Origin of the sequence: Janthinobacterium kochi (assembly GCF_051380715.1) — a bacterium.
Lineage (GTDB): Bacteria > Pseudomonadota > Gammaproteobacteria > Burkholderiales > Burkholderiaceae_D > Janthinobacterium.
In genome coordinates, this window is the sequence record NZ_JBNYXO010000001.1 from 105,810 (window position 1) to 119,016 (window position 13,207).

Below are 13,207 nucleotides of genomic sequence, written 5' to 3' on the forward strand. Positions count from 1 at the left end.
AGGCATGGCTTACCAACGCTCGCTCGCTGTGGCCGCTGTCTGCCTGGCTGTGTTGCTGGTCGGCTGTGCTTCTGCTTCTTCCGCACGCCGCGCCACGGCCGCTGGCCAGGATGCGAGCGCCGATGAGCGCGCCGCGCTGCGCCTGCAGCTGGCCAGCGCGTATTATGCGCAAGGCCAACTCGACGTGGCCCTGGCGGAAGCGGAGCAAGCCGTGCAGCTGGCGCGGAACGATGCGCAAGCCTATGGCATGCGTGCCCTGATCCTGGCGGCTCGGCGGCAAACTGCGCCTGCCGAGAAAGATTTCCTTTACGCTTTGCGCCTTGCGCCCCACAATCCTGAGTTGAGCAATAATTACGGCCTGTTTTTGTGCCAGACGGGACGCGCCGCGCAATCGCTGGCGTATTTCGATGCGGCACTGGCGGACGCGGCGTATGTGTCGCCGGAAAAAGCGCTCAACAATGGGGGCGCTTGCAGCCTGGCCCTGCATGATTACCCGCGTGCCGGCGCGTATTTGATGCGCGCGGTACGCATCGCACCGGATGTGGCAGTAACGAATGCCGGCCTGGTGCGCGTGTATTACCAACAGCAAGACTACCGGCAAGCGGCTCATTATTTGCAGCGGCTCGGTAAGATAGCGACAATGGAGAGCCAGACGGCCGATGTGCTGTGGCTCGGGATCAAGGTGCAGCATAAGCTCGGGGATGCGGGTGCGGAAGCTGGCCTGGTGGCGCATTTGCGCAACCACCATTCCGGCTCCCCCGAATATGCTGCTTATCAAAATGGGGCGTTTGATGAGTGAGACAGGGATACCAATGAATTCAGAGTGGGCAGAAACGCCGCAGCAGCAGCCCCAGGGCAATCTGGCGTTGGCAGGCGCACAGTTGAAGGCACAGCGCGAAGCGCTGGGCTGGCCGGTGGAACAGGTGGCCGACCAGCTCAAGCTGGCGACGCGCCAGGTGATCGCGCTGGAAGCGGGCGATATGGCGGCCTTGCCGAACGTGGCCGTAGTGCGCGGTTTCGTGCGCGCCTATGCCAAGGTGGTCAAGCTCGACGCGGCGCCGCTGGTAGCCATGATCGAAGTGCATCCGGTGCCGGCGCAAGACCCGGCTGTCGCGCCCGTGCGGCGCGAGATTTCCGCCACCTTCTCCGAATCGCGCTTCCCGTCGATGACGCAGCGTTCGTCGAACCAGACGCCCCTCTGGATCGCCGGTGCCGTCGCCGTGGTCGTGGCTGCCGCTTTTGGTGCGTACAAGCTGGGTTATGTGCCGGCCAGCCTGTTGGCGCAAGCCGACAAGGAAGCCGTGCATCCGAACGTGGTTGGCCCCGTGGAAACGACGCTGGTCAAGCCGGGGCAGGATCTGACGCCCGTGCAGACGCCGTCCGTGCCGCTGATCTCCGTGCCGCCGCCTCCGGGCAACGACACGCAGACGGGTGCGCCAGCCGCGTCCGCGCCGGCAGCCGCGCCAGCCGCGCCAGTCGCGACGCCGGCAGCGGCGACCGTCACGCCGCCGGCAGCGGTCTCGAATGCGCTGGTGTTGAAGGTGGAGCAGGATTCCTGGGTCGAGATTCGCCGTCCTGGCGCCGCGCCGCTGATTTCGCGCATGGTCAAGGCTGGCAGCACGGAAACGTTTGATATCACCGGCCCGGCCACCCTGGTGGTGGGCAAGCCGGGTGTTGTGCAGGCAACCTTGCGCGGCGCCAAGCTGGACTTGCCGACCGTTGCGGGCGGCACGATCTCGCGCGTTAATATCAAATAAGCATCAAGCAAGTATCCAATAACTCACAAGACACTATTATGGCTACCTCGAAAACAGCGATCGGCTCCGGTCCTTCCGGCCGGCGCGACAGCCGCAAAGTGCTGATCGCGCACGGCCAGCGCCAGATCTGGGTGGGCGGCGACGCCCCCGTGGTGGTGCAGTCGATGACGAACACGGATACGGCCGACGCCATCGGCACGGCGATCCAGATCAAGGAACTGGCGCGTGCCGGGTCGGAACTGGTGCGCCTGACGGTGGACCGTCCGGAAGCGGCGGCCGCCGTGCCCTACATCCGCGAACAGCTCGACAAGATGGAGATCGACGTGCCGCTGGTGGGCGACTTCCATTACAACGGCCATACCCTGCTGGGCGACTACCCCGATTGCGCGCGCGCGCTGTCGAAGTACCGCATCAATCCGGGTAACGTGGGCAAGGGCGCCAAGCGCGACACGCAATTTGCGCAAATGATCGAAGCGGCGTGCAAGTACGACAAGCCGGTGCGTATCGGCGTGAACTGGGGCAGCCTGGACCAAGCCTTGCTGGCGCGCATCATGGATGAAAACGCGGGCCGCAGCGACCCGTGGCCGGCGCAAGCCGTCATGTATGAAGCGCTGGTGACGTCGGCGATTGAAAACGCCGTGCGCGCCGAAGAGCTGGGACTGGGCCGCGACAAGATCATCCTGTCGTGCAAAGTGTCTGGCGTGCAAGACCTGATCGCCGTGTACCGCGAACTGGCCCAGCGCTGCGACTATCCGCTGCACCTGGGCTTGACGGAAGCGGGGATGGGCAGCAAGGGCATCGTCGCCTCGACGGCGGCCCTGTCCGTGCTGTTGCAGGAAGGCATCGGCGACACCATTCGCATTTCGCTCACGCCGGAACCGGGCGGCGACCGCACGCGCGAAGTCATCGTCGGCCAGGAAATTTTGCAAACCATGGGCTTGCGCAAGTTTGCGCCCATGGTCATCGCCTGTCCTGGTTGTGGACGCACGACGTCGACCACCTTCCAGGAACTGGCCGACAACATCCAGACCTATCTGCGCGAGCAGATGCCGGAGTGGAAGAAATCGTATCCGGGCGTGGAAGCGATGAACGTGGCCGTCATGGGCTGCATCGTCAACGGTCCCGGCGAATCGAAGCATGCGAACATCGGCATCAGCCTGCCCGGCACGGGCGAGTCGCCGGCCGCGCCCGTGTTTGTCGACGGCGAAAAAGTCGTCACCTTGCGCGGCGAACGCATCGTCGAGGAATTCCAGGACATCGTCTTGAAGTATGTACAGAGTCACTATGGAAACACGGTTGCCGTCTGAGCCTGATCCGATAAAAAAGTAAAGAAGAACACTATGTCCGAAAATAAAAAGCTCGACAAGATCACCGCAGTCAAAGGCATGAACGATATCCTGCCCGTTGACGCCCCACTGTGGGAATTGTTTGAAAACACGGCGCAATCCGTGCTGCAAAGCTATGGCTTCCAGCAGATCCGCACGCCGATCGTGGAAGAAACGAAATTGTTCGCGCGCGCCATCGGCGCCGTGACCGATATCGTGGAAAAGGAAATGTACTCGTTCACCGATTCGATGAATGGCGACAACCTGACCCTGCGCCCGGAAGGCACGGCTGGCGTGGTGCGCGCCGTGGTCGAGCACAACCTCGTCTACGAAGGCCCGAAACGCCTGTGGTACAAGGGCCAGATGTTCCGCCACGAGCGCCCGCAAAAAGGCCGCTACCGCCAGTTCCACCAGTTTGGCGTGGAAGCCATCGGTTTCACGGGCCCGGATATCGACGCCGAGATCATCATGCTGTCGCGCCGCCTGTGGGATGACCTGGGTCTGGAAGGCATCCGCCTGGAACTGAACTCGATCGGCGACGCGGACGAGCGCCTGCGCCACCGCGCCGACCTGATCGCCTACCTGGAAAGCCACAGCGAACTGCTCGACGAGGAAGCCAAGCGTCGCCTGCACAGCAATCCGCTGCGCATCCTCGACACCAAGAATCCTGCCATGCAGGACCTGGTCAATGGCGCGCCGAAACTGCTGGACTATCTGGGTGAGGAATCGCTGGCCCACTTCCACGGCGTGCAGAAGATCTTGAACCACAACAATATTCCATTCACCATCAATCCACGCCTGGTGCGCGGCCTCGATTACTACAACCGCACGGTGTTCGAGTGGGTCAGTGACAAACTGGGCGCGCAAGGCACGGTCTGCGCCGGTGGCCGCTATGACGGCATGGTGGAAATGTTCGGCGGCAAATCAACGCCCGCCGTCGGTTTCGGCATGGGCGTCGAGCGCCTGGTGCTGCTGATGAAGGATGCGGCCGAACCGGAGCAACCGGCCCAGTGCGACGTCTACCTGGTGCACCAGGGCGAGCAGGCTGGCTTGCAAGCCTTCGTGCTGGCCGAGCGGATTCGCGATGCAGGCCTCGACGTTGTGCTACATTGCGCAGCGAGCAACGGTGGTGGCAGCTTCAAGACGCAAATGAAAAAGGCCGATGCCAGCGGCGCGGCGTTTGCCGTGATCATGGGCGAGGATGAAATCGCCAATAATGTTGCCACGGTGAAAGCTATGCGCGAAGCCGATGCTGGCGCGCAGCAGAACACGGTACCGTTCGACGATGTCGTCGATTACGTGGTGGACCAGATCATCGGCGACAACGATTGCGGCCACGACCACGGTCCTGGCGGTCACGTGCATCACCACCATTAATTTGAAGCAAGACCGTACTACCCTCGATCAACTACTCATTAAAACTGACGACCCATGGCATACGATCACGAAGAACAAGAACAACTGGCAACCCTCAAAGCCTGGTGGCAGCGCAATGGCAATCTGACCTCCTGGGTCCTGATCGTGGCGCTGGCAGGCTATAGCGGCTGGGCTGGCTGGCAGTACTACCAGCGCACGCAGGCTGCGCAAGCGGGCCAGTTGTACGACGAACTGCAAAACGCCATCGCCGCCAAGGACACCGCCAAGGTGATGCGCGCGGCCGGCGACATGCAATCGCGTTTCAGCGGCACGGCATATGCGCAGATGAGCGCCCTGGCCGCGGCCAAGGTGGCGTTTGACGCGAATGACCTGAAAACTGCCAAGACCCAGTTGCAATGGGTAGCCGAGCACGGCACGGAAGAGTACAAGGCCATCGCCAAGCTGCGCCTGGCCGGTGTCTTGCTGGACGAAAAAGCCTACGATGAAGCGTTGAAAGTGCTGGCGACGACCAGCGTGGCGCAATTTGCCGGCGCCGTGGCCGACCGCAAGGGCGATATTCTGGTGGCGCAAAACAAGCTGGCCGATGCGCGCACGGCTTACCTGGCCGCGATAGCCGCGACGGACAAGAACAATCCAGGGCGTCAACTGATCCAGGTCAAACTGGAAGCGATCGGCGGTACGGTACCGGAAGACAAGGCCAAGGCTGACAAGGCCGCCGCCTGACAGGAACACTGATGGTGCGGCCATGCGGCGTTTTGCGTCGCCTGCCATGCCCTTACAAGTACAAGAAAAAGGTTGGATAACACTTATGCGTGTCACTGAAAAGCTGGTAGCTGCAAGTCTGTTGGCCCTGATGGCCGGTTGCTCGTCCTGGAACCCGTTTGCCTCGAAAGACCCGAAAGTCGAACCGGCCAAGCTGGTCGAGTTAAAATCGAGCATTGCCGTACGCGACGCCTGGAAGTATTCGATCGGCAAGGCCGGCGTGTACGCGTTTACGCCTGCGCTGGCCGGCAACAGCCTGTATGTGGTCAATGCCGATGGCGCGCTGGCGCGCCTGGACGCGGCCAGCGGCCGTGAAACGTGGCGCATCAAGGCCGGCAGCGACATCACCTCCAGCGCCGGCAGCGATGGCACGGTCGTGGCCGTGGGCGCCGCCAAGGGTGCCGTGCTGGCGTTTGACGCCGATGGCAAGCAGCTGTGGAAGGCGCAGGCGTCCAGCGAAGTATTGACGGCGCCCGTCGTAGGGCAGGGCGTGGTCGTGGTGCGCAGTGTGGACAACCGCATCGTCGGCTTCGATGCCAAGACGGGCGAGCGCAAGTGGACGGTACAGCGCGCCACGCCGGCACTGACCCTGCGCAATGCGCCGGGCATGGTGCTGGGCGGCGCAAATGTCTACGTGGCCCAGCCGGGCGGCAAGCTGCTGGCACTGACGGCCGCCACCGGTGTGGTACGCTGGGAGATCGTCGTCAGCGAACCGCGCGGCGCCACCGAGCTGGAGCGTGTCTCCGATATCGCCGGCACGCCCGTGGTGTTCGAGGGCGAAGTGTGCGCCGTCACGTACCAGGGCAAGGCAGGCTGCTTCGATGCCGCCACGGGCGTGCCGCGCTGGACCAAGCCGATCTCGTCCGATGTGGGCGTGGCTGTCGACCAGCGTTTCGTGTTTACCGCCGACGCCCAGGGCGCCGTGGTGGCGTTCAGCCGCGAAGGCGGCCAGAGCGCCTGGAAGAATGAGGCGCTGGCGCGCCGCCGCCTGTCGACGCCGGCCTCTTTCGGCCGCAGCGTCGCCGTCGGTGACTATCAAGGTTATATCCACTTCCTGTCACGGGAAGATGGCGCATTAATAGGTCGGGTCAGCACCGACGGTAGCCCGATTGTTTCGGCTCCCGTTGTGGCAGGTTCGAATTTGATTTTTCAAACCCAATCAGGGACAGTGACCGCTCTCGCGGTCGAGTAATACAATGAAGCCGGTAATTGCACTAGTAGGTCGACCCAATGTTGGGAAATCGACTTTATTCAATCGTCTGACCCGCTCGCGCGATGCGCTGGTGGCGGATTTGCCTGGGTTGACGCGCGATCGTCACTATGGCGAAGGCCGTGTCGGCGAACGTCCCTTCCTGGTCATCGATACGGGTGGTTTCGAACCCGTCGCCAAGGAAGGCATCATGCACCAGATGGCACTGCAGACCAAGCAGGCCGTGGCCGAGGCCGACGTGGTGGTCTTCATCGTGGACGGCCGTCAAGGCCTGACGCCGCATGACAAAACCATCGTTGACTTCCTGCGCAAGAGCGGCCGCCCGGTCTTGTTGGTGGTCAATAAAAGCGAAGGCATGCGCTATACCGCCGTCGTGTCTGAATTCTATGAATTGGGCATGGGCGATCCGTATGCGATCTCGTCGGCCCACGGCGACGGCGTCAACGACCTCGTCGAAGTGATGCTGGACCTGGCGTTCGCGCAGCGTCCGGATGAGCCTGAAGAGCTGGAAAAGACCGACCGCGGCATCAAGATCGCCCTCGTCGGCCGTCCGAACGTGGGCAAGTCGACGCTCATCAACACCCTGCTGGGCGAAGAGCGCGTGATCGCCTTCGACATGCCGGGCACGACGCGCGATTCGATCGAGATCCCGTTCGAGCGCGATGGCCAGCAATACACCTTGATCGACACGGCCGGTATCCGCCGTCGCGGCAAGGTGTTTGAAGCGATCGAGAAATTCTCGGTGGTGAAAACCCTGCAATCGATTTCCGAAGCCAATGTGGTGGTGCTGATGCTTGATGCGCAGCAGGATATCTCGGAGCAAGACGCGCACATCGCCGGCTTTATCCTGGAATCGGGCCGCGCGCTGGTCGTGGCCGTGAACAAATGGGATGGCTTGCAATCGCACGAACGCGACGAGATCAAGATCGATATCGACCGCAAGCTCGATTTCCTGTCGTTCGCGCAGATGCATTTCATTTCGGCGCTGAAGGGCACCAACATCGCTCCACTGATGAAGTCGCTCAACGCCGCGTATGCAGCCGCCATGTGCGACCTGTCGACACCGAAACTGACGCGTGCCCTGATCGAGGCCGTGGAGAAGCAGGAGCCACGCCGCAAGGGCTCGATCCGTCCGAAGCTGCGCTATGCCCACCAGGGCGGCATGAACCCGCCTGTGATCGTCATTCACGGCAATGCGCTCGACGCCGTTGGCGATCCTTACAAACGCTATCTGGAAAAACATTTCCGCGATACGTTTGCGCTGGTCGGTACGCCGCTGCGCATCGAACTGCGCACGGGTAAAAACCCGTTTGCACGCACGCCGAGCAAGTAATGTTTTAAATGCTGAATTAAGTGCATATTAAGGCGCCGCGGAGATAATGCGGCGCCATCAGCCAATGTGATGGCTTTTGCACGAAAATAATAAAGTGTTAATGCGCCATGCGCGACAGCGATCGCGAAAACAGGTTACAGTAGCTCTGACGCATCTTTCTTTCTTTGAAAGGTGTGAGAGCACTTGAAATCAAGCGAGTCGCCTCCAATTCTTACACAACAACATAAACAACGGAGCTGTTATGAGCAACAAAGGGCAACTGTTACAAGACCCATTCCTCAATGCATTACGCAAAGAGCATGTTCCTGTCTCGATCTACCTGGTCAATGGCATTAAATTGCAGGGCCATATCGAATCGTTCGATCAATATGTCGTGTTGCTGCGCAATACGGTGACACAGATGGTGTACAAGCATGCCATCTCGACAGTGGTGCCGGCCCGTGCCGTCAATCTCAATATTGAATCTGAAGCGGAGTAAAGCGTTGAGCTTGACGGCCCAGCGCCTTTCACCCTCCATCGCCTCCGTCCGCGCCAGCGGCGCTGATGCGGTTGCATCGGCGTCGGCGTCCGCCGCAACTTGTCTGATGCCATCATGCGCGCCGTACTAGTCGGGGTTGACTTCGGTCACAGCGACTTCGACGCCAGCATGGAAGAACTCATGCTGTTGTCGCGCTCGGCTGGTGCAGACCCGATTTCCACCATCACGGCCAAGCGTTCCAGTCCCGATTCCGCGTATTTCGTCGGCAGCGGCAAGGCCGATGAAATTGGCGACGTCGTCGTCAACGATGGCCTGGAAATCGTCATTTTTAACCATGCCCTCTCACCTGCCCAGCAGCGCAATCTGGAAAAGCGCCTGAATGTGCGGGTGCTCGACCGTACCAGCCTGATCCTCGACATCTTCGCGCAGCGCGCCAAGAGCCACGAGGGCAAGTTGCAAGTCGAGCTGGCCCAGTTGCAGCATCTGGCCACACGCCTGATCCGCGGCTGGACCCACCTTGAGCGGCAAAAGGGTGGTATCGGCTTGCGCGGTCCCGGCGAGACGCAGCTCGAGACCGACCGCCGGCTGATCGGCGACCGTGTCAAGGCCTTGCGCGCGCGCCTGGAAAAGCTGCACAAGCAGCGCGAAACGCAGCGCCGCGCACGCGGGCGCAATCACACATTCTCGGTGTCCCTGGTCGGCTATACCAATGCCGGCAAGTCGACCCTGTTCAATGCCGTGACCAAGGCCGGCGTGTATGTCGCCGACCAGTTGTTCGCCACCCTCGACACCACCTCGCGCCGGGTTTACCTGGGCCAGGAAGTGGGCAATGTGGTGATCTCCGACACGGTCGGCTTCGTGCGCGAATTGCCGCATCAACTGGTGGCCGCTTTCCGCGCCACGCTCGAAGAAACCATTCATGCCGATTTGCTGCTGCATGTCGTCGACGCCGCGTCGCCGGTGCGCATGGAGCAGATCGAGCAGGTCAACCTGGTCTTGAAAGAGATCGGCGCCGATCACATTCCACAAATCCTCGTGTGGAACAAGATCGATGCGGCCGGGCTGGAGCCTTCGGTGGAGCGCGATGAATATGCTACGATCAGTCGCGTCTTCGTCAGTGCGCAGAAGGGCAGCGGTCTCGACCTGCTGCGCGATGCGATTGTCGAGATGGCCAGGAAGGCGCCCGGTTCGGCGCACCTGTATCAGAACGACGCAGCACCGCAGGAAGATCAGTTGGACGGTCAGTACGACCAGCACGATGGCGCCGCCCCGGACCAGGACGAAGAGCCTGGCGAGGACGATACGATTTCCACCCACTCCCAAGTCGGAACACGATAGTTATGCTTGTCTCCCTACTCAAAAAAACAGGCTTGAAGTTGTCCCTGAACGATCCCCGCTGGGGCAATCGCAAGGACGACGGCAAGAAAGCCCAAGAAGGCAAAAAGCCCGGCGAAGGTCCGCCGGACCTCGACCAGTTGTGGCGCGATTTCAATCAGCGCCTGAACGCCTTTTTCGGACAGAAGAACCGTCCCGACAACGGCGGCAATAACAACGGCGGTGGCGGTGGTCCGCGTCCCGACATGAAGGGTGCCGGCATCACCGCCGGCGTGGTCGGCGTGATCGCCGTCTTCATCTGGCTCGCCAGCGGCGCCTTCATCGTGCAAGAGGGCCAGAGCGGCGTGGTGCTGACGTTTGGCCAATATACGCGCACGGCGCCGGCCGGTCTCAACTGGCGCTGGCCGTATCCGTTCCAGACCGATGAAACCGTCAATGTGTCGCAGGTGCGCACGGTGGAAGTCGGTTATCGCACGTCGCTGCGCAACAAGCAGGCCAGCGAGTCGCTGATGCTGACGGACGATGAAAACATCATCGATATCCAGTTCGCGGTGCAGTACACCTTGAAAGACCCGGTGGAATGGCTGTTCAGCCTGCGCGACCAGGAAGACACCTTGCGCCAGGTCGCCGAGACGGCGATCCGCGAAGTGGTCGGCCGCAGCAAGATGGACTTCGTGCTGTATGAAGGCCGCGAAAAAGTGGCCTTCGACACGCAGAAATTGATGCAGCAGATTCTTGAGGGTTACAAGGCTGGCGTGTTGATTAACAACGTGACGATGCAGGCCGTGCAGCCGCCGGAGCAGGTGCAAGCCGCCTTCGACGATGCCGTCAAGGCAGGCCAGGACCGTGAGCGCCAGAAGAATGAAGGCCAGGCTTACGCCAATGACGTCATTCCAAAAGCCCGCGGCGCAGCATTCCGCCTGGTGCAGGAAGCCGAGGCCTACCGGGCCATGGTGACCGAGAACTCCGAAGGTAATGCCTCGCGCTTCAAGCAGGTGCTGGTTGAGTACCAGAAGGCGCCGGCCGTCACGCGCGACCGCATGTACCTGGAAACGATGCAGCAAGTGTTCAGCAGTGCCAGCAAGGTCATGGTTGATGCCAAGACGGGCAGCAATCTGCTGTATCTGCCGCTCGACAAGCTGATCGCCCAGACGGCTGCCACCGATGCCGCCGCTGCCGCCGCCCGTGCTGCCGCGACACCCGCAGCCAACACCGTTTTGCCACAGGAAGCCATGCCGACAGTAGAAGTCAATACGCGCCGCGACAGCCGCTCTTCGCGTGAACGGGAGAGCCGCTAATGAACCGTATCGTTGCCGCCCTGATCGCGGGCTTTATCGCGATCATGCTCCTTTCCTCGACCGTGTTTGTCGTCGATCAGCGTAAATACGCCATCGTCTTCGCCCTCGGTGAAGTCAAGGACGTGATCAGCGAACCAGGCTTGTACTTCAAGCTGCCGCCGCCGTTCCAGAACGTCATCTACCTGGATAAGCGCATCCTGACGCTCGACACGCCGGAGCCGGAACGCTTCATCACGGCCGAGAAGAAGAACATCCTCGTCGACGCGTATGTGAAGTGGCGCATCGTCAATCCGAAGACCTATTTCCGCAGCTTCGGCGGCGATGAAAGCCGCGCCCGCAACCGCATGTCGCAAATCGTCAAGGCCGCCCTGAACGATGAAATCACCAAGCGCACGGTGCGCGAAGTGATCTCGGGCGAGCGCGGCAAGGTGATGCAGGCGATCAAGGCCAAGGTGGCGGCCGAGGCCGAGGCCATCGGCGTGGGCATCGTCGATGTGCGCCTGAAACGCGTCGATTACGTCGAGCAGATCAACAACTCCGTGTACGAGCGCATGAAGTCCGAGCGCGTGCGCGTGGCCAACGAGCTGCGTTCGACCGGTTCGGCCGACTCCGAGAAAATCCGCGCCGACGCCGACAAGCAGCGCACGGTGATCCTGGCCGAAGCGTATCGCGAAGCCGAGAAGATCCGCGGCGAGGGCGATGCCAAGGCGTCGCAGGTGTATGCGGAAGCGTTTGGCAAGAATCCGGAGTTCTACAAGTTTTACCGTAGCCTGGAAGCCTACCGCGCCACCTTCAAGGACAAGGGCGACGTGATGGTGGTCGATCCGAGTTCGGAATTCTTCAAGTACTTCAAGGGTAACGGCACGGCCGCTCCGTCCAAGAAGTAAAGCAGCATCCAGACTGCACCGGGCCGCGAGGACCGGGGCAGCAGCAGCGGGGCCGGCATTGACGCCGGCCCCGTTTTTTTGTGCCCGTCTAGTTGTTGCGGGAAGGCGTAAAATGCGGTGTTTTTAGGGTTGCGTGGCAGCTATTCGGAGAACTTGTCCCTAAAGGCCCGTGTTTTCGCGTAAAATATCAGGTTCGGCCTCATGCCTGGCGCGCCTGCCGCTGCCTCGCATGATGCATTTTTTCAACTTTCTTCCGTATCTCGCTCCCTCATGCCGAATTGGCTTTTGCCCGAAAATATTGCCGATGTTCTGCCGTCGGAAGCGCGCAAGATCGAAGAGCTGCGCCGCCTCATGCTGGATAATTTCCGTCTGTACGGATATGAACTGGTGATGCCGCCGCTGCTCGAGTATCTGGAATCGCTGATGACCGGCGCTGGCAAGGATACCGACCTGCGCACCTTTAAACTGGTCGACCAGCTGTCGGGTCGCATGCTCGGCCTGCGTGCCGACATGACGACGCAAGTGGCGCGCATCGACGCGCACCTGCTCAACCGTGCCACCGTGACCCGCCTGTGCTACGCCGGCAGCGTGCTGCATACCCGTCCGTCGGGCCTGCACGCCACCCGCGAGCCGCTGCAGATCGGCGCCGAAATCTATGGCCACGCCGGCCTGGAAGCGGACGCCGAGATCCAGGAACTGGCGCTCGCTTCGCTGGCACTGGCCGGTTTCGACGCGGTGCGCCTGGATTTGTCGCACGTCGGCCTGTTGCGCGCTATCATTGCGCAAGACGCCGCCGCCGTGCGCGACGAGGCTGCGCTGTACACCTTGCTGCGTGCGAAAGATGCGCCGGGCCTGCGTGCCCTGACCGCATCCTACGATGCCGTGACGCGCGATGCGCTGCTGGCCTTGCCGAACCTGTACGGCGACATCGACGTGCTGGCGCGTGCGCGCGAAGTGCTGCCGCCGCTGCCGGGCGTGCTGAAAGCGCTGGCCGAACTGGCCGCACTGGCCGCGACTGTGGAAACTAAGGCGCTGGGCCGCGCCGAAGTGGCGATCGACCTGGCCGACTTGCGCGGCTACCAATATGAAAGTGGCGCGATGTTTGCGCTGTATGTACCTGGCTTGCCGAACGCGGTTGCGCGCGGCGGCCGTTATGACCACGTCGGCGAAGCGTTCGGCCGGGCACGTCCCGCGACCGGCTTCTCGCTCGATTTGCGCGAACTGGCGCGCCTGTTGCCGACCGCGGAACGGAAGCATTCGATTCGCGCGCCGTGGGGCAGCGCGCCAGAACTGAAGGAAAAAATCGCCGAGTTGCGCAATGCGGGCGAGGTCGTGATCCAGAGTATGCCGGGTCACAGTAATGAACAAGACGAGTTCGAGTGCGATCGCGTGCTGGTACTTGCCGATAATGGTAGTAGCTGGATTCTTAAAAACTTAGGTTGAGT

12 protein-coding genes are annotated in these 13,207 nt (G+C 61.6%); all 12 read left to right on the forward strand.

All coding sequences use genetic code 11. The features are described 5' to 3' along the window. Nucleotides 1–4: 4 nt before the first annotated feature. The 12 genes from pilW to ACQ4WL_RS00500 all read left to right on the forward strand — a co-directional run bounded on the left by pilW (nucleotide 5) and on the right by ACQ4WL_RS00500 (nucleotide 13,205). Nucleotides 5–799: a type IV pilus biogenesis/stability protein PilW gene (gene pilW / locus ACQ4WL_RS00445; RefSeq protein ID WP_436507405.1), complete on the forward strand. Its 795-nt coding sequence runs from the start codon at nucleotides 5–7 to the stop codon at nucleotides 797–799. A gap of 13 nt (nucleotides 800–812) precedes the next feature. Continuing rightward, nucleotides 813–1,757 carry a RodZ domain-containing protein gene (locus ACQ4WL_RS00450; protein WP_436507407.1) on the forward strand — a complete coding sequence of 315 codons (945 nt, stop codon included), beginning with the start codon at nucleotides 813–815 and terminating at the stop codon, nucleotides 1,755–1,757. 38 nt (nucleotides 1,758–1,795) lie between these two features. Further along, nucleotides 1,796–3,064, forward strand: a complete 1,269-nt coding sequence (gene ispG, locus ACQ4WL_RS00455; RefSeq protein ID WP_436507408.1) for a flavodoxin-dependent (E)-4-hydroxy-3-methylbut-2-enyl-diphosphate synthase — start codon at nucleotides 1,796–1,798, stop codon at nucleotides 3,062–3,064. A 33-nt stretch (nucleotides 3,065–3,097) separates the two neighbouring features. Further along, nucleotides 3,098–4,459, forward strand: coding sequence for a histidine--tRNA ligase (gene hisS / locus ACQ4WL_RS00460; protein WP_436507409.1), 1,362 nt, complete (start codon nucleotides 3,098–3,100; stop codon nucleotides 4,457–4,459). Nucleotides 4,460–4,513: 54 nt separating this feature from the next. Further along, on the forward strand, nucleotides 4,514–5,182 hold the full coding sequence (locus ACQ4WL_RS00465) for a YfgM family protein (protein WP_436507410.1): 669 nt from the start codon (nucleotides 4,514–4,516) through the stop codon (nucleotides 5,180–5,182). 85 nt (nucleotides 5,183–5,267) lie between these two features. Beyond that, complete coding sequence (bamB, locus tag ACQ4WL_RS00470) at nucleotides 5,268–6,413, forward strand: outer membrane protein assembly factor BamB (RefSeq protein WP_436507412.1); 1,146 nt, start codon at nucleotides 5,268–5,270, stop codon at nucleotides 6,411–6,413. A 4-nt stretch (nucleotides 6,414–6,417) separates the two neighbouring features. After that, on the forward strand, nucleotides 6,418–7,764 hold the full coding sequence (gene der, locus ACQ4WL_RS00475; RefSeq protein ID WP_010399874.1) for a ribosome biogenesis GTPase Der: 1,347 nt from the start codon (nucleotides 6,418–6,420) through the stop codon (nucleotides 7,762–7,764). Between the two features lie 241 nt (nucleotides 7,765–8,005). Further along, a complete protein-coding gene (gene hfq / locus ACQ4WL_RS00480) occupies nucleotides 8,006–8,242 on the forward strand; it encodes an RNA chaperone Hfq (protein ID WP_008450615.1) in 237 nt (78 codons plus the stop codon). Nucleotides 8,243–8,356: 114 nt separating this feature from the next. Next, on the forward strand, nucleotides 8,357–9,580 hold the full coding sequence (hflX, locus tag ACQ4WL_RS00485; protein WP_071076957.1) for a GTPase HflX: 1,224 nt from the start codon (nucleotides 8,357–8,359) through the stop codon (nucleotides 9,578–9,580). 2 nt (nucleotides 9,581–9,582) lie between these two features. Further along, the gene (gene hflK, locus ACQ4WL_RS00490; RefSeq protein ID WP_436507414.1) at nucleotides 9,583–10,875 is read left to right on the forward strand and encodes an FtsH protease activity modulator HflK; all 1,293 of its coding nucleotides are present in this window, start codon (nucleotides 9,583–9,585) and stop codon (nucleotides 10,873–10,875) included. After that, on the forward strand, nucleotides 10,875–11,762 hold the full coding sequence (gene hflC / locus ACQ4WL_RS00495; protein ID WP_141170199.1) for a protease modulator HflC: 888 nt from the start codon (nucleotides 10,875–10,877) through the stop codon (nucleotides 11,760–11,762). Before hflK ends, hflC begins: the two co-directional genes overlap by 1 nt. A gap of 270 nt (nucleotides 11,763–12,032) precedes the next feature. Next, nucleotides 12,033–13,205: an ATP phosphoribosyltransferase regulatory subunit gene (locus tag ACQ4WL_RS00500; RefSeq protein ID WP_436507417.1), complete on the forward strand. Its 1,173-nt coding sequence runs from the start codon at nucleotides 12,033–12,035 to the stop codon at nucleotides 13,203–13,205. The last annotated feature ends 2 nt before the right edge of the window (nucleotides 13,206–13,207 follow it).